This is a genomic window from Cyanobium sp. T1B-Tous (genome assembly GCF_024345475.1).
GTDB lineage: Bacteria > Cyanobacteriota > Cyanobacteriia > PCC-6307 > Cyanobiaceae > Cyanobium_A.
This window is the reverse complement of sequence record NZ_JAGQBE010000039.1, coordinates 1-25,356: the sequence shown is the minus strand read 5'-3', so window position 1 is coordinate 25,356 and position 25,356 is coordinate 1. Positions and strand designations below refer to the sequence as shown.

The 25,356-nt window shown below is 68.0% G+C and carries 19 protein-coding genes and 1 pseudogene; 13 read left to right on the top strand and 7 right to left on the bottom strand.

Annotated elements, in window-relative coordinates; all coding sequences use genetic code 11:
* A partial coding sequence (gene alaS, locus KBY71_RS09880; protein ID WP_254928745.1) for an alanine--tRNA ligase occupies positions 1-2,603 on the bottom strand: 2,603 nt, incomplete at its 3' end.
* Between the two features lie 66 nt (positions 2,604-2,669).
* Here alaS and KBY71_RS09875 point away from each other — a divergent pair.
* From KBY71_RS09875 to KBY71_RS09825, 10 genes are all read left to right on the top strand, one after another.
* Positions 2,670-3,092, top strand: coding sequence for a hypothetical protein (locus KBY71_RS09875; protein ID WP_254928744.1), 423 nt, complete (start codon positions 2,670-2,672; stop codon positions 3,090-3,092).
* Positions 3,093-3,102: 10 nt separating this feature from the next.
* Entirely contained in the window at positions 3,103-6,222 is a 3,120-nt protein-coding gene (locus KBY71_RS09870; RefSeq protein WP_254928743.1) for a DEAD/DEAH box helicase, read from the top strand.
* A gap of 148 nt (positions 6,223-6,370) precedes the next feature.
* Positions 6,371-7,276 carry an SWIM zinc finger family protein gene (locus KBY71_RS09865; protein WP_254928742.1) on the top strand — a complete coding sequence of 302 codons (906 nt, stop codon included), beginning with the start codon at positions 6,371-6,373 and terminating at the stop codon, positions 7,274-7,276.
* The gene (locus KBY71_RS09860; RefSeq protein ID WP_254928741.1) at positions 7,266-7,754 is read left to right on the top strand and encodes an MEKHLA domain-containing protein; all 489 of its coding nucleotides are present in this window, start codon (positions 7,266-7,268) and stop codon (positions 7,752-7,754) included. The genes KBY71_RS09865 and KBY71_RS09860 overlap by 11 nt, the downstream gene beginning before the upstream one ends.
* Before the next feature lie 13 nt (positions 7,755-7,767).
* Positions 7,768-8,232 carry a hypothetical protein gene (locus tag KBY71_RS09855; RefSeq protein ID WP_254928740.1) on the top strand — a complete coding sequence of 155 codons (465 nt, stop codon included), beginning with the start codon at positions 7,768-7,770 and terminating at the stop codon, positions 8,230-8,232.
* A gap of 82 nt (positions 8,233-8,314) precedes the next feature.
* Positions 8,315-8,761, top strand: a complete 447-nt coding sequence (locus KBY71_RS09850) for an Hsp20/alpha crystallin family protein (RefSeq protein WP_254928739.1) — start codon at positions 8,315-8,317, stop codon at positions 8,759-8,761.
* Positions 8,762-8,865: 104 nt separating this feature from the next.
* Positions 8,866-10,617: a diflavin flavoprotein gene (locus KBY71_RS09845; protein ID WP_254928738.1), complete on the top strand. Its 1,752-nt coding sequence runs from the start codon at positions 8,866-8,868 to the stop codon at positions 10,615-10,617.
* Positions 10,617-12,434 (top strand): diflavin flavoprotein, encoded by a 1,818-nt coding sequence (locus tag KBY71_RS09840; protein ID WP_254928737.1) that lies wholly within the window; start codon positions 10,617-10,619, stop codon positions 12,432-12,434. Before KBY71_RS09845 ends, KBY71_RS09840 begins: the two co-directional genes overlap by 1 nt.
* A 132-nt stretch (positions 12,435-12,566) precedes the next feature.
* Positions 12,567-13,283 (top strand): rubrerythrin family protein, encoded by a 717-nt coding sequence (locus KBY71_RS15080; RefSeq protein ID WP_261354754.1) that lies wholly within the window; start codon positions 12,567-12,569, stop codon positions 13,281-13,283.
* A gap of 221 nt (positions 13,284-13,504) precedes the next feature.
* Positions 13,505-13,726, top strand: coding sequence for a hypothetical protein (locus KBY71_RS09825; RefSeq protein ID WP_254928736.1), 222 nt, complete (start codon positions 13,505-13,507; stop codon positions 13,724-13,726).
* A 14-nt stretch (positions 13,727-13,740) separates the two neighbouring features.
* On the opposite strand, the gene KBY71_RS09820 is transcribed toward KBY71_RS09825, so the two are convergent.
* The 4 genes from KBY71_RS09820 to KBY71_RS09805 all read right to left on the bottom strand — a co-directional run bounded on the left by KBY71_RS09820 (position 13,741) and on the right by KBY71_RS09805 (position 18,761).
* Positions 13,741-13,938, bottom strand: a complete 198-nt coding sequence (locus KBY71_RS09820; protein WP_254928735.1) for a hypothetical protein — start codon at positions 13,936-13,938, stop codon at positions 13,741-13,743.
* Between the two features lie 224 nt (positions 13,939-14,162).
* Positions 14,163-17,078, bottom strand: coding sequence for an aminomethyl-transferring glycine dehydrogenase (gene gcvP, locus KBY71_RS09815; RefSeq protein WP_254928734.1), 2,916 nt, complete (start codon positions 17,076-17,078; stop codon positions 14,163-14,165).
* On the bottom strand, positions 17,078-17,467 hold the full coding sequence (gcvH, locus tag KBY71_RS09810) for a glycine cleavage system protein GcvH (protein ID WP_254928733.1): 390 nt from the start codon (positions 17,465-17,467) through the stop codon (positions 17,078-17,080). The genes gcvP and gcvH overlap by 1 nt, the downstream gene beginning before the upstream one ends.
* A gap of 19 nt (positions 17,468-17,486) precedes the next feature.
* Positions 17,487-18,761 (bottom strand): methionine gamma-lyase family protein, encoded by a 1,275-nt coding sequence (locus tag KBY71_RS09805; protein WP_254928732.1) that lies wholly within the window; start codon positions 18,759-18,761, stop codon positions 17,487-17,489.
* A 176-nt stretch (positions 18,762-18,937) separates the two neighbouring features.
* On the opposite strand from KBY71_RS09805, the gene KBY71_RS09800 reads away from it, so the two are divergent.
* Together KBY71_RS09800 and KBY71_RS09795 are read left to right on the top strand one after the other, a co-directional pair.
* Positions 18,938-19,801: an acyl-CoA desaturase gene (locus KBY71_RS09800; protein WP_396095244.1), complete on the top strand. Its 864-nt coding sequence runs from the start codon at positions 18,938-18,940 to the stop codon at positions 19,799-19,801.
* 10 nt (positions 19,802-19,811) lie between these two features.
* Positions 19,812-20,327, top strand: a complete 516-nt coding sequence (locus KBY71_RS09795; protein ID WP_254928730.1) for a DedA family protein — start codon at positions 19,812-19,814, stop codon at positions 20,325-20,327.
* Here KBY71_RS09795 and KBY71_RS09790 read toward each other — a convergent pair.
* Positions 20,232-21,899: an amidohydrolase gene (locus KBY71_RS09790; protein WP_254928729.1), complete on the bottom strand. Its 1,668-nt coding sequence runs from the start codon at positions 21,897-21,899 to the stop codon at positions 20,232-20,234. The two genes, KBY71_RS09795 and KBY71_RS09790, sit on opposite strands and share 96 nt — an antisense overlap.
* 61 nt (positions 21,900-21,960) lie before the next feature.
* Positions 21,961-23,010: a helix-turn-helix domain-containing protein gene (locus tag KBY71_RS09785; RefSeq protein WP_254928728.1), complete on the bottom strand. Its 1,050-nt coding sequence runs from the start codon at positions 23,008-23,010 to the stop codon at positions 21,961-21,963.
* A 359-nt stretch (positions 23,011-23,369) separates the two neighbouring features.
* On the opposite strand from KBY71_RS09785, the pseudogene KBY71_RS09780 reads away from it, so the two are divergent.
* Positions 23,370-25,356, top strand: a pseudogene (locus KBY71_RS09780) (hypothetical protein); the annotation flags it as partial.

Here is a 25,356-nt window from a genome sequence, read left to right as displayed (position 1 = left end):
CGGCCGCCCGCCTGGGCCAGGTTGGGCCGGCCGCCGCCGCCGCCGCCGCAGGCTTTGGCCACGCTGCCGATGAAGGCTCCGGCCTTGGGGCCGGCCGCGATCACCGCCTGGCCGAAGGCCGCCACCAGGATCACCTTGGCCAGGTCGGCCGGATCAGGCAGACCGCCCAGCACCACAGCGGCGCCCTCGCCGAGCTGATCCGCCAGGCCCTGGGCGGCGCTCTGCAAGCCCGCACCCTCCACGCCATCCAGGCGGGCCACCAGGAGCTGGAACTCCCCGAGTGCCTGGGCCTGGCCCGCCAACGCCGCCGACTTGGCCAGGGCCAGCTCCTCGCGGGCCGCCGCCAGGGCCTTGCCGGTGGCCTTGAGCTCCTCCTGCAGGGCGGACACCCGCTCCACGATCTCGCCGGGCTGGGCCTTGAAGCGCTCGCCCAGCTGCTTCACCACCGCCTCGCGCTCATTGAGATAGGCCAGCACCGCCGGCCCGGCCACCGCCTCGATGCGGCGGATGCCGGCGGCCACGCCGCTCTCGCTGATGATCTTGAACAGGCCGATCTCGGCGGTGTTGGCCACGTGGGTGCCGCCGCAGAGCTCCATCGACACGCCAGGCACATCCACCACCCGCACCACGTCGGCGTACTTCTCGCCGAACATCGCCACGGCACCTGCGGCCTTGGCCTGCTCGATCGCCATCTCCTGCACCTCGAGGGTGTGGGCGTCGGCAATCCAGCCGTTGATCAAGGCCTCGATCTGCTCCAGCTCGGCCGGCGTCACGGCCCGGGGGCAATGGAAGTCGAAGCGGAGGCGATCGAAATCCACCAGCGAACCGGCCTGGCCGATACCCGGATCCACCACCTGCTTGAGGGCTGCCTGCAGCAGGTGGGTGGCCGTGTGATTCGCCTGGGCGCGGCGGCGGCAGGCGCGATCCACCTGGGCGTTCACGAGATCACCGATGGCCAGGCTGCCGCGCTCCACCCGACCGGTGTGGACAAACACGCTGCGATTGCGGCTCACCGCCTCGATCGCCACGATCACCCCCTCGCCGCCGGTGCCGGTGCCGCTCAGCACGCCACGGTCGCCGATCTGACCGCCGCCTTCGCCATAGAAGGGCGTGGAATCCAGCACGAGCTGCACGGCATCGCCAGCCACGGCCCGCTCCGCCGGTTCACCGTTCACCACCAGGGCCAGCACGCAGCTGGGGTGCTCCAGGGCCTCGTAGCCCTTGAAGGCGGTGGCCTCCAGCTCGGCCGCCATCTGCTCAATCGCCCCCTGCAGGGTGAGGTCGATGCTCACCGCCGCGGCCTTGGCCCGCTGGCGCTGGGCCTCCATGGCCGCCTCGAAGCCGGCCAGATCGACTGTGAGCCCGTGCTCCTCGGCGATCTCCTCGGTGAGCTCCAGCGGGAAGCCGTAGGTGTCGTAGAGCTCGAAGGCCTGCTCACCGGAGATCTGCTGCGGCTTGGCGGCGAGCACATCCGCCAGCAGCTTCTCGCCCCGCTCCAGGGTTTCCAGGAAGCGGGCCTCCTCCCGGGCGAGTTCGGCCAGGATCACCTCACGCCGCTCGATCAGCTGGGGATAGGCGGTCTGCATCAGGGTGATCGACGCCTCGCCCATCGCCGTCAGGAACGGCTTGTCGATGCCGAGGAGCCGTCCGTGGCGCACCACGCGCCGCAGCAGGCGGCGCAGGATGTAGCCGCGGCCGAGGTTGGAGGCCGTCACGCCGTCGCCGATCAGCTGGGTGATGGCACGGGAGTGGTCGCCGATCACCTTGAGGGATGTTTGGCCCTTGTCGTCGAGGGTCCGGTAGTCGATGCCAGCCAGGCCCGCCGCGGTTTCAATCAGCGGGTAGATCAGGTCGGTTTCGTAGTTGTTGGGCACCGCCTGCAGGATCTGGGCCATGCGCTCGAGGCCCATGCCGGTGTCGATGTTGCGGTTGGCCAGCGGCGTGAGGGTGCCCTCCGCGTCGCGGTTGTACTGCATGAACACCAGGTTGTAGAACTCGATGAAGCGGGAGTCGTCCTCGAGGTCGATGCCGTCATCGCCCAGTTCGGGCTTGAAGTCGTAGTAGATCTCCGAGCAGGGGCCGCAGGGGCCGGTGGGGCCCGAGGCCCAGAAGTTGTCGGCCTCATCCATGCGGATGATGCGCTTGGGATTCACGCCCACCCCATCGCGCCAGATCGCCTCGGCCTCGTCGTCTTCGCGGAAGACGCTCACGACGAGATTGGCCGGCGAGAGCCCGAACACGCCGGTGCTCAACTCCCAGGCCCACTGGATCGCCTGCTCCTTGAAGTAGTCGCCGAAGGAGAAGTTGCCGAGCATCTCGAAGAACGTGTGATGCCGCGCCGTGCGGCCCACGTTCTCGATGTCGTTGGTGCGGATGCACTTCTGGGAGCTGGTGGCCCTAGGCGCCGGCGGCGGCGCCTGGCCAAGAAACACCGGCTTAAACGGCAGCATGCCGGCGATCGTGAGCAGCACGGTGGGATCGTCCGGCACCAGCGAAGCGCTGGCCATCGGTTTGTGGCCCCGCTGCTCGTAGAAGTCGAGGAAGGCCGCGCGGATCTCGGCACCACTCCAGGAACGACCGGTGCGGGGGGTGGCGGCAGCCATGGGTGAGAGAGCGAAACGGGCCTGAGCAAGGCATGATCGCCCAGCAAAGGTCCGCGCCCGATCCCCTTGTCTGTGGCCGAAAGCGAGCCCCGCGCCCAACTGCGGCTGCAGTCGATCGGCTGGGCCCTGGCCGCCGGCGTGGTCGCCGGCCTGCCCGATCTGCTGGCGACCGTGCTGGGCTCCGGCCTCACCACCGGTCTGGAGCCAGCCCTGCGTTCGGCGGGATGCGGGTTTTTCTATGGCCTGCTGGCCTTTCACCTGCAGCGGGTCGACCCCGATGACAGCCATCTGCAGGCGGGATTGGTGGGGGCCGTGTGTGGCATTCGCAGCCTCGGGGCCCCCCTGGAGCTGGCGGGTGCCCCGCCAACTGTGATGATGGAGCTGATCCGCGGGTGGCTGCCGCTCTGGCTGCCGCTGATCGGCAGTGCCCTGGTGCTGCATTCAGCGCAGCGCCTGGCCCCAGGCCTCCGCCCCGTCCGACGGCCTTGAGGCCGGGTTCATGAGCCTGCTGCACGCCACCTGGCTGTTTCCCCCCGAGGGTTCGGGTGGCCGCCTGTTCCTGTGGGCCGACACCTGGCGGGTCGCCACGCCGGCGGTGCCCCGGCTGGAAGCCCCCGAACACCCCCTCGCCCTCAACGAGGACGACCTGGCCACCTGGCTCGACGACAACGGCCTCTGGACCGAGGCCCTGCGACCAGCCCGCGCCACCCTCACCCTGCCCAGCCGCAGCCAGGCGGCCAAGGGGCGGCGCACCAACGCCAGCAGCTGGAGTGGCCTGCCCCTGCAGGCCGGCGAACCGATCCCCAAACAGCTGGAGTGGTGGCCCTGGCAAGTGGAGGGCTGGGCCCTCGATTCGGCCAACGCGGGCGAGTGGCTGAGCCAGCTGCCCCTGGCCGGCGAGCACCCGGAGATGGCCGATGAACTGCGCTGGTGGAGCCACCTGCAGCGGTGGGCCCTGAGCCTGATCGCCCGGGGCCGCTGGTTGCCCCAGCTCGAGGAGGGCAAGGCCCGCTGGCTGCCCCTGCTCAACCGCGAAGACGACCGCCGCCGCCTCGAAGACCTCGCCACCGGTCTGCCCCAGGTGGCCACCTGCGCCCTGGCCGCCGGCCCCATGGGCGATCCCTCCCTGGCCTGCCGCCGGCCCGGCAGTGGCCGGCTGCGGGTGGCGAGCCTGCTGGAGGCCCTGCTGGAGGGCCAGCTGCGGGCGGGCTTCAGCCCCAGCACCGAAGGTCTGGATCCCCTGTTGACGGCCTGGCAGAAGGCCCTGGGCAAGGGCGACGGCAGCCTCAACCTCGACGAGGAGGAGCTGGAGCGCCTCAGCATCGCCACCCACCACTGGCGCGAGGGCGTGGCGGGCAAGGTGGAACCCGCCCGCACCTGCCTGGAGCTGTTCACCCCCGCCGAGGGCGAGGAGCTCTGGGAGCTGCGCTTCGGGCTGCAGGCGGAAGCCGACCCCAGCCTGCGGGTGCCGGCCGCCGCGGTGTGGGCCGCCGGCGATCGGGGCCTGCAGATGGGAGAGATTGCCGTTCCCCAACCCAGCGAACTGCTGCTGGAGGGAATGGGCCGGGCCCTGACGGTGTTCGATCCGATCGAACGGGGGCTGGATTCGGCCACGCCGGAAACCATGCAGCTCACCCCGGCCGAAGCCTTTGTGCTGGTGCGCACCGGCGCCCACCAGCTGCGCGATGTGGGGGTGGGCGTGATCCTGCCCCCCAGTCTCTCCGGCGGCCTGGCCTCCCGGTTGGGCCTGTCGATCACCGCCGAACTGCCGCAGAAATCCCGCGGCTTCACCTTGGGCGAAAGCCTCGAGTGGAGCTGGGAATTCATGATCGGCGGGGTCACCCTCACCCTGCGCGACCTGGAGCGGTTGCAGGCCAAGCGCAGCCCGCTGGTGCAGCACAAGGGGGCCTGGATCGAGCTGCGACCAGCCGACCTGCGCAACGCCGAGCGCTTCTGCGGCGCCGATCCGGGCCTCAGCCTCGACGACGCCCTGCGGCTCACCGCCAGCGACGGCGACACCTTCCACCGGCTGCCGGTGCACCGCTTCGATGCCGGTCCGCGGCTGCAGGCGGTGCTGGAGCAGTACCACCAGCAGAAGGCGCCCGACCCCCTGCCCGCCCCACCGGGCTTTTCCGGCCAGCTGCGGCCCTACCAGGAGCGGGGCCTGGGCTGGCTGGCCTTCCTGCACCGCTTCGACCAGGGGGCCTGCCTGGCCGACGACATGGGCCTGGGCAAGACGATCCAGCTGCTGGCCTTCCTCCAGCACCTCAAGGCCGAGGAGGAACTCAAACGGCCGGTGCTGCTGGTGGCACCCACCTCCGTGCTCACCAACTGGAAGCGGGAGGCCCATGGCTTCACGCCCGAGCTCCAGGTGCGGGAGCACTACGGCCCGCGCCGGCCCTCCAGCCCCGAGGCCCTCAAAAAGGCGCTCAAGGGGGTGGATCTGGTGCTCACCAGCTATGGCCTGCTGCAGCGGGACAGCGAGCTGCTCGAAAGCATCGACTGGCAGGGCCTGGTGATCGACGAGGCCCAGGCGATCAAAAACCCCAGCGCCAAGCAGAGCCAGGCGGCCCGCGACCTGGCCCGCCCCGGCCGCCACAGCAAAGGCGGCAGCCGCTTCCGGATTGCCCTCACCGGCACGCCGGTGGAAAACCGCGTCAGCGAGCTGTGGGCGCTGATGGACTTCCTCAACCCCAAGGTGCTGGGCGACGAACCCTTCTTCCGCCAGCGCTACCGCCTACCGATCGAGCGCTACGGCGACATGGCCTCCCTGCGCGATCTCAAGGCCCGGGTGGGGCCCTTCATCCTGCGGCGCCTCAAAACCGACAAGTCGATCATTTCCGACCTGCCCGAGAAGGTGGAACTGCACGAATGGGTGGGCCTGGCCCCCGAGCAGAAGAAGCTCTACAACCGCACCGTCGACGAGAGCCTCGACGCCATCGCCCGGGCGCCCCTGGGCCAGAAGCACGGCCAGGTGCTGGCCCTGCTCACCAAGCTCAAGCAGATCTGCAACCACCCGGCCCTGGCCCTCAAGGAAGACGCCGAGACGGTGGTGGCCGCCGGCAATGGCGCCTTCAGCAGCCGCAGCGCCAAGCTGCAGCGGCTCGAAGAGATCCTCGAGGAGGTGATCGAAGCCGGCGACCGGGCGTTGCTGTTCACCCAGTTCGCCGAATGGGGCCTGCTGCTCCAGGCCCACCTGCAGCGCAAATGGCGCCAGGAGGTGCCGTTCCTCTACGGCAGCACCAGCAAAACCGAGCGCCAGGCCATGGTGGATCGCTTCCAGGACGACCCCCGGGGGCCCCAGCTGTTTTTGCTGTCGCTCAAAGCGGGTGGCGTAGGCCTGAACCTCACCCGGGCCAGCCACGTGTTCCACATCGACCGCTGGTGGAACCCGGCCGTGGAGAACCAGGCCACCGACCGCGCCTACCGGATCGGCCAGCAGAACCGCGTGCTGGTGCACAAGTTCATCACCAGCGGCTCGGTGGAGGAAAAGATCGACCGCATGATCCAGGAGAAGTCGAAGCTGGCCGAGGAGATCGTGGGCTCCGGCGAAGACTGGCTGGGCGGCCTGGACGTGGGCCAGCTCAAGGATCTGGTCACCCTCAGCGAGGAGGATTGAGGGATGGCCCCGTTCCCTGAACGCAGCACCCAACCCCATCCGACAGCAGCTGTCCTCGATTCCGTACAGCCTGTACAGAATCCAGGAGGGTCCCGCTGGCACCCCAGCCCATCGCCCGCGTCAGCCACGGCCTCGGCGCCCTGATCCCATGACCCTCACCCCCAGCACCTACGCGAGCGGCGCCATCACCACCCAGCTGGGCGAGCAGGGCCTGGCCCAGCAGCCCTGGTGGGTGGAGCAGTGGATGGAGCTGATCAACTCCTACCGCTACAAAAAGCGGCTGGAACGGGCCTGGGAGTACGCCCGCTCCGGCAACGTCACCTCGATCCGCTTTGAGGGGCGGCGGGTGCATGCCCGGGTGCAGGGCACGGGCGAGGAGCCCTACAAGGTGAAGCTCTGGCTCGACGTGCTCAACGACGACGACTGGGGCTACGTGCTCGATGCCCTCACCCAGAAGGCCCGCTGGTCGGCCCAGCTGCTGGCCGGGGTGATGCCCCAGGACATTGAGCGGGCCTTCGCCGCCAGCGGCAAGCGCCTGTTTCCGTTCAAGCTGCAGGAGGTGCGCAGCGAGTGCAGCTGCCCCGACAAGGCCAACCCCTGCAAGCACGTCAGCGCGGTGTTCTACCTGATGGGCGACCGCTTCAGCGAAGACCCCTTCGTGCTGTTCCAGATGCGGGGCCGCACCCGGGCCCAGCTGCTGGCCGACCTGGCCAAACGGCGGCGCCGGGCGTTGGCACGGCAGGCGAGACAGGCTGCAGCCAACAAGGGCTCGCAGCCAGCCGCCGAGGCCACCCCGCACCCGGTGCATCCCGCCATCAAGGACCCGAACCGCTGGTGGCGCTACGGCGCGGCCCTCGATTCGGATCTGGTGGTGATCACCCCGGCCCTCGAAGGCGAGTCGGGCCTCGATGCCGCCGGGCCCCTGCCCCTGGCCGAAGAGCCCCGCTTCCCCGAAGCCAACCAGCGCTTCCTCGAGCACCTCAAGGCCCAGGGCCAGCAGATGGCGGCTCTGGCGATGGCCAAAGCCATGGGTCCGGCCGCCAATGACGACTGAATGGCTGACGCCAGCGGCCCAAGCCACGGCAGCGGGCCTGCTCAGCAGCTACCGGCGGGCCTTCGGCAGGCCCCTGATTGCCGGCCTGGCCGCCGACGCCCCGCCCCAACAGCTGGCCCAGGAGCTCTTCGCCAGCGACGCCGTGGTGCTGGCCCACGACGGCGCCGACCCCAACGGCGATCCCGGCCCCCGGCTGATCTACGCCAACCGGGCCGCCCTGCGGCTGTGGCAGCGGCCCTGGGCGGCCCTAGTGGGGATGCCGTCCAAACTCACGGCCGAACCCGCCGAGCGGGCCAGCCGCCGCCAGGCGCTGATCACGGCCCAGGCCCAGGACGCGATCGAGGGCTACCGGGGCATCCGCATCGACAGCCGCGGCCGCCGCTTCCAGATCGAGGGGGCCCGGCTCTGGACCCTGCGCGACGAAGCAGGCCAGCCCTGCGGCCAGGCCGCCCGCTTCAGCCGCTGGTGGCTGTTGTGAGGGCCGGCCGGCTGTGATCGCCACCATTCCAGCGCCGCCGCCCCAGCTGCCCGCCGCGTTGCGCCCGGTCGTCACCACCCTGGAGCAGCGGGGGTTTCAGGTGCGGCTGGCCCCGCCGCCGGTGCGCGGTGCCTACGGCCTGTTTCAGGCCAAAACCCGCACCCTCTGGATCGCGCCGGTGGCCTTCGACCTGGGGATCGGCCGGCAGGTGTTTCTGCATGAGGCGATCCACGCGGCCCAGAGCTGCCCCACCGGCGTGCTGCGCCCCCTGGGCTGGAGCGTCCAGCTCAACCCGGTGGTGGAGCAGGAGATCAGCGGCATCCTCACCACCCGCTACCACCACGGCAAGCGGGAGCTGGAGCGGGAGGCCTTCAGCGTGCAGGGCCATCCCGATGCCATCGCCCGGGTGATCGCGGCCCTGAAGCAGCGCTGCCGGTTGACCGCACCAAGCAGGGGTGCCAACCGAACGGGACCGTGAGGGCCGTACCCGGACGGGCGGTCTGCACCCTGTTGGGGCCCAGCCGGCCGCAGCACATTGGCTGTGTTCCGGAGACCCTCCGATGCTCACCCTGCGCCAATCCCCCTTCGATCTGCTCCGCAGTGATCTGCTCGAGTCCGATCTGTTCCAGAAGCTCGAGCAGCAACTGAGTTCAGCCCAACCCCACAGCCATCCCCCCAGCGGAGAGCGGGTGCCCGCCGCCGACGTGCAGGACGGCCCTGAGGCCTACACCATTGCCCTCGATCTGCCCGGCGTCGACAAGTCGACGATCGACGTCAAGGCCACCGACCGCACCCTGGTGATCAGCGCGGAACGCCAGCCCAGCGCGCCGCCCCCCCAGGCCCCCTTGATCGGCGAGATCCGCTACGGCACCTGGAGCCGCAGCTTCCGCTTCCCCGGCGGCATCCAGCGCGATGGCCTTGAAGCCCACTACCGCGACGGCGTGCTCACCGTCATCGCCCCCAAGGCCCAGACCACCACCACGGTGCAGGTGCGGGTGGAGGACTGATCAGGGCCGAGCGGACACGAGAGACGAGAACCCCAGGCCCGGCCCCGTGCCGGGCCTTTTTTTGGGCGAGGCTTCCTACAGTCGCCCCACTCGCGGATCGATCCATGGCCGGCGCCGTCGCTGCCCAACCCCGGCTCAGCCTGCAGTGCGACGCGATCGGGCCCGACACCACCACGATCCGCTCGCTCGACTGGGATCGCAGCCGCTTCGACATCGAATTCGGCCTGCGCAACGGCACCACCTACAACAGCTTTCTGGTGCGGGGTGAGCGCACCGCCCTGATCGACACCAGCCACCTCAAGTTCGAGAGCACCTGGCTGCCGCTGCTCCAAGAGCAGATCGATCCCCAGGCGATCGATCACCTGATCGTGAGCCACACCGAACCGGACCACTCCGGCCTGATCGGCCACCTGCTCGACCTCAACCCCGAGATCGAGATCGTGGGCTCCAAGGTGGCGATCCAGTTCCTGGACAACCAGGTGCACCGGCCCTTCAAGAGCCGGGCGGTGAAGAGTGGCGAGGAGCTGGATCTGGGCACCAACCCCGCCAGCGGCGTGCAGCACCGCTTCGAATTTCTCAGCGCGCCAAACCTGCACTGGCCGGACACGATCTTCTCCTTCGACCACGGCACCGGCATCCTCTACACCTGCGATGCCTTCGGCCTGCACTACTGCTCCGAGGAGCTGTTCGACGCCGATCCCGGCGCCATCGCCCCCGATTTCCGCTTCTATTACGACTGCCTGATGGGCCCCAACGCCCGCAGCGTGCTGCAGGCGTTGAAGCGCATGGATGCCCTGCCGCCCATCACCACCGTGGCCGTGGGCCATGGTCCGCTGCTGCGCCACCACCTGGGGCTCTGGCTGGGGGACTATCGCGACTGGAGCAGCGATCGCAGCGGTGGGGAGGCCTACGCCGCCGTTTGCTACGTGAGCCAATACGGCTTCTGCGACCGGCTCAGCCAGGCGATTGCCCGCGGCATCGGCAAGGCCGGCGCCCAGGTGCAGCTGGTGGATCTGCGGGCCAGCGACGCCCAGGAGCTCTCCGCCCTGATCGGCGAGGCCAACGCCGTGGTGGTGCCCACCTGGCCCGCCAGCCCCGATGCGGAGCTGCAGGCCTCGATCGGCACCCTGCTGGCGGCCCTCAAGCCCAAGCAGTGGGTGGGCAGCTACGACGCCTTCGGCGGCGACGATGAGCCGATTGACACCGTCGCCAGCCAGCTGCGCGGCCTCGGCCAGAAGACCGCCTTCGAACCGCTGCGCATCCGCCAGGTGCCGGACGGGAGCGACTATCAGCGCTGCGAAGAAGCCGGCACCGACCTCGGCCAGCTGCTCACCAAAGAAAAGACGATCGCCGCCATGAAGGCCCTCGACGGCGACCTCGACAAGGCCCTGGGCCGCCTGTCCGGCGGCCTTTACGTGGTGACAGCCCGCCAGGACACACCCGAAGGCAGCCGCAGCTCGGCCATGGTGGCCAGCTGGGTGAGCCAGGCCAGTTTCGATCCCCCCGGCCTCACCGTGGCCGTGGCCAAAGACCGGGCCATCGAGGCGCTGATGCAGGTGGGGGATCGCTTCGTGCTCAACATCCTGCGGGAGGACAACCACCAGGACCTGCTACGCCACTTCCTCAAGCGCTTCCCCCCCGGCGCCGACCGCTTTGCCGGAATCGCCACGCTGGAAGGCGCCGCCGCCGGCGGCCCGGTGCTGGGGGATGCCCTGGCCTTCCTGGGCTGCCGCGTGATGCAGCGGTTGGAGGGGCCCGACCACTGGATCATCTACGCCGAAGTGGAGCAGGGCAACGTGGCCGACACCGAGGCCAGCACCGCCGTGCACCACCGCAAAGTGGGGAACCACTACTGATGACCAGCCCCACCAACCAGGCCAGCGGCCGGCGCGTGATTCAGCTGCCCCTGGAACCGGGCCTGATCTGCCTCAAGGGCCTTAGCCCCACCCGGCTGCGCTTCGAGGTGGAATACGGCCTGGAGCGGGGCACCACGGCCAACAGCTTCCTGTTCACGGCCGTCCCGCTGCTGATTCACCCGCCAGGCGCCTCCTTCGCCGAACCCTTCCTGGCCGAGCTGGCCAGCCTGGTGCCCGCCGACGCCCCGCTCAAGGTGGTGGTGGGCCACGTGAACCCCAACCGGGTGGCCCTGCTCCACCAACTGGCGAGCCGCTGGCCAAAGCTGCTGCTGCTGAGCTCCAACCCCGGCGCCCGCCTGCTGGAAGAGCTTTGGAGCATGCAGAAACCTGCCAAACCAGGCGACAGCCCAGGCCGCGAGGGGCCCCAGGCCGTGATCCCGCCCCTGCCGCCGATCGAGGTGGTGAAGCAGGACACCAGCAGCCCCCTGGCCGATGGCCACCTGCTGCGGCTGATCCCAACCCCCACGCCACGCTGGCCCGATGGCTTGATGGCCTTCGAAGAAACCACGGGCCTGCTGATGAGCGGCAAATTCTTCGCCGCCCACCTGTGCAGCGAGGACTTCGCCGAGGCCAACCGCAGCAGCACCGAAGAAGACCGCCGCTACTTCTACGACTGCCTGATGGCGCCCATGGCGCGCCAGGTGGAGTCGGTGGTGGAGCGGCTCGAAGAGCTCGACATCCGCACCATCGCCCCCGGCCATGGCCCGGCGATCAGCGAGAGCTGGCGCAGCCTGCTCAACGATTACCACCGTTGGGGGGCGAGCCAGGAGCGGGCCCGGCTCTCGGTGGCCCTGCTGTTTGCCAGCGCCTATGGCAACACCGCCGCCATCGCCGACGCCCTGGCCCAGGGGGTGGGCCGCACCGGCGTGCGGGTCGAGAGCATCAACTGTGAATTCACTCCGCCCGAACAACTGCTGGCCGCGATCCGCAGTTGCGACGCGATCCTGATCGGCTCGCCCACCCTCGGCGGCCATGCCCCCACGCCGATCGTCTCGGCCCTCGGCACGGTGCTGGCCGAAGGCGACCGCAGCAAGCCGGTGGGCGTGTTCGGCAGCTTTGGCTGGAGCGGCGAAGCCCTCGACCTGCTGGAGAGCAAGTTGCGCGATGGCGGCTTCCGCTTTGGCTTCGAGCCGATCAAGGTGAAATTCAGCCCCGATGCGGCCACCCTCAAGGCCATCGAGGAAACCGGCACCGGCCTGGGGCGCCAGCTGCTGGCCGAGCAGCGCAAGGCCCAACGGCGCAGCGCCAGCGGCGGCCTCAGCGAAAGCCGCAGCAACCCCGCCATCCAGGCCCTGGGCCGGGTGGTGGGCTCCCTCTGCGTGCTCACCACCTGCAAAGGGGAAGGGCCCAGCCGCCTGAGCGGCGCCATGGTGGCCAGCTGGGTGAGCCAGGCCAGCTTCTCGCCGCCGGGGTTCACCGTGGCGGTGGCCAAGGACCGGGCCGTGGAAGCCCTGCTCCACATCGGCGATCGCTTCACCCTCAACGTGCTGGCCGCGGGACGGGAGACCGGACCGATGAAGCAGTTCCTCCAACCGTTCGCGCCGGGGGCCGACCGCTTCGCCGGCCTGGAGCTGGCAGCCACCCCAGGCGGGCAGCCGATCCTGCCGGAGGGCCTCGCCTGGCTTGAGGCCACGGTGCAGCAGCGCATGGAGTGCGGCGACCACTGGTTGCTCTATGCCCAGGTGAGCCACGGCGGCGTGCTGGACGGAACCGCCACCACGGCGGTGCATCAGCGGCGCAGCGGCGCCAACTACTGAGCGGCGCCAGGACCGGCAGGGTCCCATCCGGGCGTCCCACCCAGGGGGCCCCGCGCCGCCCTCGCCCATACAACTCATAGTCGATCCGACTACGGACAAGCTAGGCTTTGGTCAATGGACACGAGCACGCCCATGGACCTCTCCAAGCCCCATACCCAGGCCAACCTCGAGGCCGCCTTCGGCGGAGAGAGCATGGCCAACCGCAAATACCTGTTTTTCGCCGAGGTGGCCAAGCAGGTGGGCAACCCGGAGCTGGCCAAGCTGTTTCGCGACACGGCCGCCCAGGAAACGGAACACGCCTTCGCCCACTTCCGCCTGCTCCATCCCGAGCTGGTGATTGACGATCCGGCCACCCTCTCCGAGGCCCAGAAGCAGGCCCTGCTGGGCCGCTGCCTGGAGCTGGCGATCGAGGGCGAAACCTACGAGTACACGACGATGTACCCGGAGTTCGCCGCCCAGGCTCGCGCCGACCGCGACTCCGGCGCCGAAGCCGAGTTCCAGGAGCAGATCGACGAATCGAAGGACCATGCCGGGATCTTCCGCACGGCCGCGAAGAACTTCGGCCTGCTGACCCCGATCGAGCAGCACCACGCCGAGCGCTACGGCATCGCCCTGGACGCCCTGCACGGCAAGGGCGTGGCCGGCGAAGCCGCCCAACCGGTGGCTGGCAAGTGGATCTGCAAGCTGTGCTCGATGATCTACGACCCCACGGCAGGCGACCCGGATTCCGGCATCGCCCCGGGCACCCCCTTTGAGGCCATCCCCGACGACTGGCGCTGCCCCATCTGCGGAGCCCGCAAGGCCAGCTTCGTGCCCTACCGCGAGCCTGAACTCTTAGCGGTCGCTTAGATCATCGAGGTCTCAGTTTCTGTATCCCAGCACACCCTCGCAATGGTTTTCCACGCTACCCTCCCCCTCCGGAAAAGCCAATTGCAGCAAGGGTTTTCAAGGGTCCAGCCTGAGACCAAGTTGATCTTTTTCGGGGTGTAACGGCAAACCGAAAACGAATCGGTAGAGATGCCCAAAGCCGCGGGCAACTCGCTCCAATGGTCGGAGCTCTTCAGCCATCCATGTCCAGCCACGCCGCCCCCATCGCCCCCTCAGGACTCCACCACCGGGGGGTGCGGGCAGCGGTTCGGTATCGGGGGTTCGTGCTGATTCCCCAGGCTGATCTCACCTGGCTGGTCCGACCGGAGCGCAGCCCCATGCCGATGCTGCCCTTCCGCACACCAGCAAGCTCCCTGGCGGATGTGAAAGCGTTGGTGGACTGGCGCCTGGGCGGCGCGACCTGAGCGCCAGGCCCGAATCAGGCCGCCTGGGGAGGCGGGGTCGGGTCGCTGTGGGCCTGGAAGGGCAGCACCAAGGTGGCCCAATGGTCCGGGCGCTGGGGCCGGGCCCGGCGGGCGCGACGCACGCCGAAGGGAACCCGCAGCACGTTCGTGCCTTCCACGCGCAGGATCTGGCCGCCGCTGCCGTTGTTAGAGCCGTTGTTGTTGCCGTTCATGGTCCCGAGAAATGAATGGCGGTGGCGCAAAAAGCGCCGAATTGGACGAATTGGCCTGGATGCGTTGGATTGTGCAGGCAAACCCAAGCGCTGACCACAAAGAAATGCTGTGATTTCGCGATTGTCACAGTGTGCGCCATGGCGGCGTGAAAAACACGCCCCAACGGCAACCCCTAGGCCAGTTCAGCCATTGCCTGTTGTGGGATTGCCTGTTGTGGGACTGCCTATTGGGGAATCGCCAGCTCCAGCACGCTCGGGCAGGTGCACACCAAATTGCGATCGCCATAGGCATTGTCAATGCGGGCCACCGCAGGCCAGAACTTGCGGCTGCGCTGAGTGTCTCCCGCAGGGAATGCAGCCTGCTGGCGGGTGTAGGGCCGGTCCCACTGGTCATCGGTCACCGCGGCCAGGGTGTGGGGAGCCCGCTTGAGGGGGTTGTTGGCTGGATCGGCCGTTCCCGCTTCAATCGCGGCGGCCTCCGCACGGATCGCCACCATGGCGGCGCAGAAGCGGTCAAGCTCGGCCAGGGATTCACTCTCGGTGGGCTCCACCATCACCGTGCCCGCCACGGGCCAGCTGACGGTGGGGGCATGGAAGCCGTAGTCCATCAGGCGCTTGGCCAGATCATCCACCTCCAGGCCGCAGGAGCGTTTGAGCGGCCGCAGATCGAGGATGCACTCGTGGGCCACCCGCCCCCCACCGCCATCGCCGCCACCCCGATACAGCACCGGGAAATGGGGCTCAAGCCGTTCGGCCAGGAGATTGGCGGACAGCAGGGCCACCTGGCTGGCCTGCCGCAGCCCCGCGCCCCCCATCATGCGGATGTACATCCAGCTGATCGGCAGGATCGAGGCGCTGCCCAGGGGTGCGGCGGCCACCGGGCCCACCGGCGTGGCCTCACCCGCGCCGGAGCCGGGCAGGAAGGGCACCAGATGGGCCGCCACCGCGATCGGCCCCACCCCGGGACCACCGCCGCCGTGGGGAATGCAGAAGGTCTTGTGCAGGTTGAGGTGGCACACATCAGCGCCGTAGAGCCCCGGTTTGCACAGCCCCACCTGGGCGTTGAGGTTGGCGCCATCGAGATACACCTGGCCGCCGCAGCCATGCACCAGCTCGCAGATGCGGCGGATGGCTGGCTCAAACACGCCGTGGGTGGAGGGGTAGGTGACCATCAGGGCCGCCAGCGTGTCGGCATGGGCGCGGGCCTTGGCCTCCAGGTCGACCAGATCGATGTTGCCCTGGTCGTCGCAGGCCACCGCCACCACCTGCAGCCCCACCATCACGGCCGTGGCCGGGTTGGTGCCATGGGCGCTGGTGGGGATCAGGCACACCCTGCGGTGGGCCTCGCCTCGGCTGTGGTGCCAGGCGCGGATCGCCAGCAGCCCGGCGTATTCGCCCTGGGACCCCGCATTGGGCTGGAGGGACACCCCGGCAAAACCCGTGATCGCCGCCAGCCAGCGCTCCAGATCGCTGGCCAGGCGCTGGTAACCGCGGCTCTGATGGGCGGGGGCAAACGGGTGCAGCTGGCCGAAGCTGGGCCAACTCACGGGCGCCAGCTCGGCAGCCGCATTGAGCTTCATCGTGCAGCTGCCCAGCGGGATCATGCCGTGCACCAGGGAGAGGTCCTGGGAGGCCAGATGCTGGATGTAGCGCAACAGCTCCGTTTCGCTGCGGTAGCGGTGAAACACCGCCTGGCTGAGCCAGGGCTGCTGGCGCAGCGGCAAATCCACCAGGGGATCGTCGCCACCGGCGCGCCCTTGGACGGCAGCGGTGAGACGCCCAACGGCGGCCGCCGCCGCGGTGGGATCGTCGGCCAGGGCCGTCAGCAGCTGGCCCAGCTCCTCGGGAGTGGAGAGCTCATCGAGGCTGATGCCGAAGCCGCTCTCGTCGCCGTGGAGGTTGAAGCCGGCCGCCTCGGCCCGCTCCACCAGGGCCGCGGCCCGCGGGGTCAGCACCCTGAGGGTGTCGAAGCCGGGGCCGGGCTCAGGGGCCAGCTCCAGAGCGGTGAGGGCCTCGGCCAGGCCGGCACGGAGGGCCACCAGGCGCCGGGCGATGGCGTCGAGGCCATCGGGGCCGTGGTGCACGGCATAGAAGCCGGCCATCACCGCCAGCAACACCTGGGCCGTGCAGATGTTGCTGGTGGCCTTGTCGCGGCGGATGTGCTGCTCGCGGGTCTGCAGGGCGAGCCGCAGGGCTGGCCTGCCCTCCGCATCCACAGAGGAGCCCACCAGGCGGCCGGGGATCTGGCGCTTGTAGGCCTCCACCGTGGCGAAGAAAGCCGCATGGGGCCCGCCGAAGCCCATCGGCACCCCGAAGCGCTGGGCGCTGCCAACGGCGATGTCAGCCCCCAGCTCCGCCACGGGGGCCAGCAACACCTGGGCCAGCGGATCGATCGCCACGGCCGTCACGAGCCCGGCAGCCCGGGCCGACGCCAGGAGGGTGCTGGGGTCCCACAGCCGACCGCTGCGGCCCGGCAGCTGGATCAGCAGGCCGAAGGCGTCGTCGGGCAGGGCGGCAGCGGCCAGGGTCTCGGCCTCCACCAGCTCCAGCGTGATGCCCAGGGGCTCGGCCCGGGTGTGCAGCACCGCCAGGGTCTGGGGGAACACGGCCCGGTCCACCAGAAACCGCTGGGCGTCTTTGCGCTTGCAGACGGCCAGAGCCAGGGCCATGGCCTCGGCAGCGGCGGTGGCCTCATCGAGCAAGGAGGCGTTGGCGATCGGCAGACCGGTGAGCTCGCTGATCAGGGTCTGGAAATTGAGCAGGGCCTCCAGGCGCCCCTGGGCGATCTCGGCCTGGTACGGGGTGTAGGCGGTGTACCAGGCGGGATTTTCAAAGACATGGCGCTGAATCACCGCCGGCGTGGCGGTGCCGTAATACCCCTGGCCGATCAGGCTGCGCCGCAGCTGATTGCCGGCGGCGATCTGCGCCAGTTCCGCCAGGGCCTCGGCCTCGCTGCAGGGTTCGGGCAACCCAGCCGTCGCCGTCGCCGCATCGAGCAGCAGATCGGCGGGCACAACCTCAGCGGCCAGGGCCTCGAGGCTGGCCACACCCAACTCCTGCAACATCCGCTGCTGGTCGTCGGCGCTCGGACCGATGTGCCGCCCCACAAACGACAGGGGAGGGGAAACCGGAATCCCCATCAGGCGCCCTGCACCTTGGCGCCGTAGACGGCGGCGTCCATCAACCCCTCGAGCTGGCTCGGGTCCGTGGGCTGGAGGAGGAGCAACCAGCCTTCGCCGTAGGGATCGTTCTGCAACTCCTCCGGGCTGGAGAGCACCGCCTCATTGCGGGCCAGCACCACGCCGGTGACCGGCGCCAGCAGATCCTCCACCGCCTTCACCGACTCCACGCTGCCGAAACTGGCCCCTTGGGTGAGGGTGGCGCCCACCTCGGGAAGCTCGACGAACACGATGTCGCCGAGTTGGTCGATGGCGAAGGCACTCAGACCCAGCCGCAGCCGCTCCCCCTCGGGCCGGACGTATTCATGGCTGTCGGCGTAGCGGCAATCGCCAGGGAAGGAGAGCGCCATCGCAGGTCGGAAAGTCGCGTCAGTCTGTCCGATCCAGGCCGGCAGTGGCCAGCGCCACAAGCGCCCGTTCCAGGGCGATCTGGGCATGGGCCCGGTGGGTGCCGCCCTGGGCAAAGAGCACATAGGGCTCCCGCAACGGCGCATCGGCGGAGAACTCACTGGTGCTGCCATCGATGAAGGTGCCGCCAGCCATCACCAGGGCGCTGGCGTAACCGGGCATGGGCGCCGGCACCGGGTCGAGGTACGAGCCCACCGGCGACGCCGCCTGAAAGGCCCGACACACGATCTTGAGCCGTTCCGGATCGCCGAGCCGCACGGCCTGGATCACATCGCTGCGGGCCGCCCCGGGCCGGGGATGCACGGCATAGCCGAGATCGCTGAACACCTGAGCCACCAGCTCACTGCAGATCAGGGCCTCCGCCACCATCTGGGGGGCCAGGAACAACCCCTGAAACAGCAGGCGATTGAGGTCAAAGCTGGTGCCCCCCTCGGCGCCGATCCCCGGAGCGGTGAGCCGGCAGCAGGCCTGCTCCACCAGCTCGGATCGGCCCGCCACGTAGCCGCCGGTGGGGGCAATGGTGCCCCCCAGGTTTTTGATCAGGGAACCGGCCATGAGGTCAGCCCCAACAGCTGTGGGCTCCCGCTCGTCCACCAGCTCGCCGTAGCAGTTGTCCACGAACACCAGGCAATCCGGCTGCAGGGCCTTCACCCGGCCACAGAGCACCCCGATCTCCTCCACCGAAAGGGATGGCCGCCAGCTGTAACCGCAGCTGCGCTGGATCAGCACCATGCGGGTGGGCAAAGCCAGGGCCGTCGCGAGGCCGTCGTGGTCCACAGCGCCGTCAGGCGCCAAGGGCAGTTCGTCGTAGACGATGCCGAACTCCGCCAGGGATCCCTGGCCGCTGCCGCGGATGCCGATCACCTCCTCCAGGGTGTCGTAGGGGCGGCCGGTGAGGGCCAGCAGGCGATCCCCAGGGCGCAACACCCCAAACAACGCCGCCGCAATCGCGTGGGTGCCACTCACAAACTGCAGCCGCACCGCGGCCGCCTCGGCTTGCAACACCCGGGCAAACACCCGATCCAGCACCTCCCGGCCCTGGTCGCCGTGGCCGTAGCCACTCACCGAGGCGAAATGCTGCACGCCCACGTGCTCCGCCGCCATGGCCTCGAGCACCCGCCGCAGCCGGGGCTGCACCGCGCTGGTGTGATGGGCCGCCGCGGCAGCAGTGGCGGCCACCGCCGCGGCAACCCGGGCCGCCGCGTCCCGTTGCAGCTCCCCAGCGGGTTCCGACATCGCAGTGCTCCACGGCCAGGACCCATGTTGCCGGGCGGTGCACGTCTAGATTTCCAGCGCTGTCCCCATGCGCCATTGCCAAGGCGTCACCGGGCACGCCCCACCCGGAGATTGCATTGGTTCTGACTACCGATCCGCCCCGCACCGAAACGCCCAACAGTCAGGAGGATCGCCGCATCCGGGCTTCGCTCACCGAGCCGCGGAGCCCCCTGCCCGCCCGCCAACGCAAATTCAAATCCGGCACCACCGGCTTCATGCTGGCGATGCACGTGGGCGCGGTGTTTGCCCTGCTGCCCCAGTTCTGGAGTTGGCAGGCCGTGGTGGTGCTGGCGGTGCTCTATTGGGTCACCGTGCTGGGCGTCACCCTGGGCCTGCACCGCTTGGTGACCCACCGCAGCTTCACCGCTCCCCGCTGGGTGGAGCGCATCTTGGTGCTGATGGGGGCCCTGGCCTGCCAGAGCGGTCCGATTGAGTGGGTGGGCCTGCACCGGCACCACCACAAGTATTCCGACCAGCCGAACGACCACCACGATGCGGCCCGGGGCCTGTGGTGGGCCCACAGCGCCTGGATGCTGCATGAGATTCCGGCCCTGCAACACGTGCAGCGGCTGACCGGCGACCTGCGGCGCGACCCCTTCTACCGCTGGCTCGACCGCTGGTTCCTGCTGCTGCAGCTGCCCCTCGGTGCTGCCCTCTATTGGACTGGCGAGCTGGCGGGCGTCCACGGCGGCGGCCTGGGCCTGGTGCTCTGGGCCATCCCCCTGCGGCTGGTGATCGTGTATCACGTCACCTGGCTGGTGAATTCGGCCACCCACTTCTGCGGCTACCGCAACTTCGACAGCCCCGACCTCTCCCGCAATTGCTGGTGGGTGGCGATCTTGAGCTTCGGCGAGGGCTGGCACAACAACCACCACGCCTTCCCCCACTCGGCGCGGCACGGGCTGCGCTGGTTTGAGTTCGACATCACCTGGCAGCACATCAAGCTGCTGCGCCGCCTGGGCTGGGCCAGGCGCATCCGCGAAGCGCGCTACCCCGCCTGAGCCGAACGGAATGCTTGGAGCCCTCCAGGACAACGTGGTCGGCTGGGCTCGAACTGGAGGGCTGGTTGGTCTCACCCTGGCGATGACCGTGGAAAACCTGGTGCAGGTGGTGCCATCCCTGGTGATTCTCCCCCTAGCGGGGCACCTGAGCGCTCAGGGTGTGATCAGCCTTCCCGCCGCCATCCTCTGCTCCATCGCCGGCAGCCTGGTGGGCTGCCTGATCTGGTATTCCCTTGGGCGCCTGGTGAACGAAGAGCGCCTGGAGCGCTACGCCCGCCGGCGCGGTGGCTTGCTTGGCATCACGCCGGAGCGGTTGCACACCTCCAGGCAGTGGTTCCAACGCCACGGTTGGCAGGTGGTGTGCTGGGGGCGATTGATTCCGGTGTTGCGCACCAATGTGTCGCTACCGGCCGGCATCGAACTGATGCCCCTACCGGCTTTTCTCGGCTGGTCGACCCTGGGCACCGGCCTCTGGAACAGCAGCTGCATCCTGGTGGGCTACGGGCTCACGCTGGCCAGCCGCTGACCCACCCCACTGCGGGCTGCGATACACCCAGTGCCCCTGCTTGATCGTGGCCAGCACCTGGATGCGGCGGATGGCCATGGGATCCACCTTCAGCGGATTGGCATCGAGCACCACCAGATCCGCCACCTTGCCCACCGCCAGGCTGCCCTTGCGCTGTTCCTCAAACAGCTGATACGCCGCCTGGCTGGTGAGCGCCTGCAGACCGGCATAGGGCGCAATGCGCTCCTGCAGCTGCAACACGGCGCCGGAGCGGGTGGTGCGGGTCACGGCACTCCAGAGCGCATCCATCAGGCTGGGGCTGACGCCCGCCGGCGCGTCGTGGTGCAGCGAGAACGGAATCCCGGCGCGCTGCACCGAGCCAATCGGGCCGAGCCAGGCCTGGCGCTCCGGTCCCAGCGCCTGGGCCAGCGCATCACCCATGGGATACAGCCCGGCTGCTGTGAAGCTCACCCCCATCCCCAGCTGCCGCGCCCGTTGAACCTGATCGGGGCGCAGCACCACACCGTGATGGAGCACCGTGCGGTGGTCGGAGGCGCCGGCACTGGCTGTTGCCCGCTCCATCGCCTGCAGCAGGGTTTCAGCCGCCTGCGCGCCCACGGCATGGGCGCCGAGTTGCCGCGCACCGGCCCAGCGGGGATCGCGGCGCAGCTCGAGCAACAGAGCCGTAAGCGCCGGCACATCCAGGCCAGACGCGCTGGCCATGGCACTGGTGTTGCCATCGAGCCAAACCTTCACCCCGGCCCAGCGCACGCGGCGGTCGTAGCGGCCGGCTCGACCCAAGCGCTCGCGCACCTGGTCACGCCGATCGTGCTTGGCGTAGAGCACCACATCGATCGGCAGCAGTTGCTCAGCCTTGATCTGCTCCACCACAGCCAGATCCTGGCCACTCAGGCCAAAGCCCAGCTCTGAAGCGGTGGTCTGGCCGTTCGCGGTCCACAGGGCGACCGCCCGGCGCACACCCTCACGCACCCGCTGCAGCGAACGGGGTGGCCGCGCCTGCAGAACGCTAAACACCCACTCCTCGCCGGCAGGCGCGGCAGCAGGCCAGCCCATGCGGCGCTGCAAGGCGCTGTTGATCGCGCCTTCGTGGCCGGAGCCGTCTTGCACAAACACCGGCCGAGTGGCGCTCACCTGATCGAGTTCAGCCGCCGTGGGATGCCGGCGTTCGGCCAGTTGCTCCACCCGATAGCCCATCCCCTCGATCCACTCGCCGCTGGGCACCGATCCGGCATGGGCCTGCAGGCGCTGGATCAGCTCGGGAATGCTGCGGACTCCGGCCAGGTTGGCGTTGAGCAGGGTGTGGCTGGCCAGGATGAAGTGGCCGTGGGCGTCGATCAGGCCAGGCAGCAAGGTGCCGCCCTTGAGATCCACCAGCTGCGCGCCCTCGCCAGCTTTGGCTCGAGCCTGATCCTGGCGACCCACATAGAGGATCCAGCCATCGCGCTCCAGCAAAGCCTCCGCGTAGCGCGGCGTGGGGCCCTCCATGGTGAGGATGTCGCCACCGAGATACAGCGTGATCCGCGGATCAGCTCGCGCAACATCCACCAGCCCCAGGGGCAGAATCAACGCCAACGCAGCCCGCGCGACAGAGCATCGAGACCCGAGGCAACAGCTGATAACGCCTATGGACGCCTCAGCCGTTGACATGGCGGCTGCGGCCCTCCACCAACGCCTCGCGCGCACCGACGCCGAAACGCTCACGGAAATCACGGCTGAAGCTGGCCAAGTTGATGTAGCCGCAGGCCTGGGCAACCTGGGTGACGGTGAGCCCAGGCTCGCCAGAAAGCAATCGCTGCCGGGCCAGATCTAGTCGCTGACGGCGTAGCCATTGCATTGGGCCGCAACCCACCTCAGCCTTGAAGCCCTTCTGGATCGCGCGGCGCCCGTATTGCCCTTGCCGCTCGATCTCACTGAGCGAAATAGGTCTGTGCAGATGGCAACGCATCCAATCCATCAGCTCGTGAACCCTGCGGCGCAACTTGAGCTCCTCACCGCTGCCCTCACGGAGGGCATCAAGCTCCGCCAGGGTGGGATGGAGAAGCAAGGCAATGCAGCGCAGGATCAGATCGTCCAGGCAGAGCATGGGGTCTGGGTGGCCGTGTCCCAGCCGGAAGCTGCCATCCACCAGGGTCAGGGCTCCCAACAGATGACGGTAGTTGTAGTGATTGCGCGGTTCGCCCGTGTTCACCGTGAAGGGAATGGAGAGTAGGGATCCCAGGGCGGCCACGCCCAGCCCATCACCGGTGATTGCCACGATCCGGCTGATCAAGGCCGCCTGGCGAAACTGAAGTGCGGTGCCGGCGGACACGTCGTTGACCAGCCGCCAGCCGCGGGGTGGGAGGAATGCAACCGTCTGCCCCACGCTGTTATCCAGCTGATCGCCATCGATCCGGTATTGCCCCCAACCGGCAGAAGGCAGCGCCAACAAGCACAGGGGCTGCAGTGGGTCCACTTCCAGCGTGATCGGATCGCCCAGCACGCTGGTGAGGCTCACCTCACCGAGAGCGGCAGAGGCCACCTGAAGCTGGGTCGGCCGGAGTCTGTGCAACCGAGGTGCAAAGGGCTCGAGATCGAGGATCTCATAGGTCTGACCCAGCAGCGCAGCCAACGATTCGGAGCCGTCCACCGTGGCGGCCCAAGACGTGCCCAACAACAGGGGCCTCTCGAGAACAGAAGGCAGCACTCGGCGAGATGGGGCGTAGGCGTAAGAAAACAGTATTAAAGGGCCCCCACGAAGCGCGGCGAATGGGAGGCCCTCGCGACCTCGCGACCTCGCTGCCCTGTGGGCAGGCGCGGCGATGTGGGCGCGGGCGCCTGCAGAAGGCTTGCGAACACCTCGAACGCGCCAAGGGGCCCAACGAGACATTGGAAAACAATGCGCTTACCGAAAGTAATACGCTTACCGAAGTATTTCATTCTTCCAGCTATTGAATTGTCCACCGGCTAAATATCATTTTTACCGCCAAAATCATGGCAAAAGGTTGGCCTTCGCCGTTCGGCGCGAGGGGCACCCTGCAGGCCTGCACCCAAACGGTTCCCTTCATGGACACCAAGCTCTCCCTGTTCGACCTCACCGGCACCAGCAGCAGCAGCAGCAGCAGCAGCAGCAGCAGCAGCGAATGCTCGCTTGCGCTGCTCAGCGCCCTGGCCGGAGCCGAACGCCTGATCCGCGAGCTGCTTCAGGGCGACGATGCGGCCACCACCCTGTTTGCGCTGTTCAACGGCGGCAGCAACGAACCTTCAGCCGAATGGCTGGCAGGAGCGGAGCAGTTCATCAGCGGCCTGCTCAGCGGCGCGCTGAGCGTGGATCTGGAACTGCGCGCCGCCAGCGATCTGCTCGGGGCCTACGGCGCCTACGCGGCCGCCGGGCCCGACGGCCAGCCGGTGATCTATCTCAACGAAGCCTCGGTGGAGCAATTCAGCCCTGAGGAGCTCACCCGCTTGATTCTGGAGGAAGCGGGCCACTGGATCGACAACCAGCTCAACGGCAGCACCGACACCACCGGCGATGAGGGCGAAGCCTTTGCCGCCGCCGCCCTGGGCCAGGAGCTGAGCGTTGCAGAGATGGAACGCATCCTCGGCGACAACGACGCCGTGGAACTCAGCATTGACGGACAGGCCATCACCGCAGAAGCTGCAACCGCCGCGCCAAGCAATACGGTTAATTTTACAGCCACAGTAGTCGACTATCGCTCTACGGCAAACGGAACAAGCTCTCAAAACCCTGCCTACGGGAAACAAACATATACCTACGCTGGCACGGATGCCGCATTCGAGCAGAACTGGAACACGGACCTATACGAAAACCTTGATTTCCAGCAGTCCGGAAACGGGAGTGCGGTCAATTTTGATATTACCTCTTCATCGGCGGGCTATGATGCCAACTATTTTTACTTCCGCACTACCGTAGCCGGCCTCATTAAGCCTGGCAATTGGTATTTTGAGCTCAATATACCCACGACGGGCGATTCAGATGCTAGGCCAGATTACTTAATCGCACTTCAGCCGACAGATCAGAGCCTTACGCAAAGCGCTTGGACCAATACGGTAGACATCGGTCAATTCAAGATTTACAAAGACGCAAATAATAACGTTGGCGGCGATTCCTTAACAGCGTCCAATCTTAGCACTGGCAGTAGGGGAGATGGCTACGAACAGCTTTCTTTCGACGGAGGCACATCAGGTCAACGAATTATATGGTATCGCATCAATGGCAACACTATCGACGTAGCCCTCGATCGCGCATTCCTAGGCCTAACAGGAGATACAGCAAAAGCAGCATTTCGCGCAACCGGAGTCCAGTCTACATCGATTTCTGCGCCTGAATGGTTTATTCACGACTGGAAGTCCGTCTCAGACATTAGTGGCTTTGGGTTTGACAATACCAACTCAGCAGACACATCAACTTGGGCTCAAGTTGGGCCTGGCGTTACTGCTGTCGTCACGCCAACGATTTCCATTGGCAGTGTCACCGTCAGTGAGGCTTCTCCCTTCGCTGTTGTTCAGGTCTCCCTCAGCAACGCCTCAACAGCCGCCATCTCCTTTACCCCAACCCTCACCAGCGGCACCGCAACCGTTGGCACCGATACAGGCTCCACCCTCGAATACTTCAACGGCACCACTTGGCTCTCCGCTGCAGGCGGCGTCACCATTGCCGCCGGTGCTACCTCCGTTCTCCTGCGCACATCCATCACGCAGGATTCCGTCTTTGAAAGCACCTCAGCTGCACTAGAAGCTCTCAACGTCAACACCGGCGCCGTCACAGGCGGCGTCACCAATGCCTCGGGCGTCACTGGCACCATCACCATCAAGGACGACGGCTCTTCTACCAACGTCTTCCTCGCCAACAACAACTCAGCCACTCCAACTGCAGGCACCGCCGACAACGACACCCCAGCCATCTCCATTGGCAGTGTCACCGTCAGTGAGGCTTCTCCCTTCGCTGTTGTTCAGGTCTCCCTCAGCAACGCCTCAACAGCCGCCATCTCCTTTACCCCAACCCTCACCAGCGGCACCGCAACCGTTGGCA

Excerpts from the sequence above, each read along its gene's own strand:
- KBY71_RS09870 (WP_254928743.1), top strand. The coding sequence starts at position 3,103 with ATGAGCCTGCTGCACGCCACCTGGCTGTTTCCCCCCGAGGGTTCGGGT.
- KBY71_RS09865 (WP_254928742.1), top strand. The coding sequence starts at position 6,371 with ATGACCCTCACCCCCAGCACCTACGCGAGCGGCGCCATCACCACCCAG.
- KBY71_RS09860 (WP_254928741.1), top strand. The coding sequence starts at position 7,266 with ATGACGACTGAATGGCTGACGCCAGCGGCCCAAGCCACGGCAGCGGGC.
- KBY71_RS09850 (WP_254928739.1), top strand. The coding sequence starts at position 8,315 with ATGCTCACCCTGCGCCAATCCCCCTTCGATCTGCTCCGCAGTGATCTG.
- KBY71_RS09845 (WP_254928738.1), top strand. The coding sequence starts at position 8,866 with ATGGCCGGCGCCGTCGCTGCCCAACCCCGGCTCAGCCTGCAGTGCGAC.
- KBY71_RS09840 (WP_254928737.1), top strand. The coding sequence starts at position 10,617 with ATGACCAGCCCCACCAACCAGGCCAGCGGCCGGCGCGTGATTCAGCTG.
- KBY71_RS15080 (WP_261354754.1), top strand. The coding sequence starts at position 12,567 with ATGGACCTCTCCAAGCCCCATACCCAGGCCAACCTCGAGGCCGCCTTC.
- KBY71_RS09825 (WP_254928736.1), top strand. The coding sequence starts at position 13,505 with ATGTCCAGCCACGCCGCCCCCATCGCCCCCTCAGGACTCCACCACCGG.
- KBY71_RS09820 (WP_254928735.1), bottom strand. The coding sequence starts at position 13,938 with ATGAACGGCAACAACAACGGCTCTAACAACGGCAGCGGCGGCCAGATC.
- gcvP (WP_254928734.1), bottom strand. The coding sequence starts at position 17,078 with ATGGGGATTCCGGTTTCCCCTCCCCTGTCGTTTGTGGGGCGGCACATC.
- gcvH (WP_254928733.1), bottom strand. The coding sequence starts at position 17,467 with ATGGCGCTCTCCTTCCCTGGCGATTGCCGCTACGCCGACAGCCATGAA.
- KBY71_RS09805 (WP_254928732.1), bottom strand. The coding sequence starts at position 18,761 with ATGTCGGAACCCGCTGGGGAGCTGCAACGGGACGCGGCGGCCCGGGTT.
- KBY71_RS09795 (WP_254928730.1), top strand. The coding sequence starts at position 19,812 with ATGCTTGGAGCCCTCCAGGACAACGTGGTCGGCTGGGCTCGAACTGGA.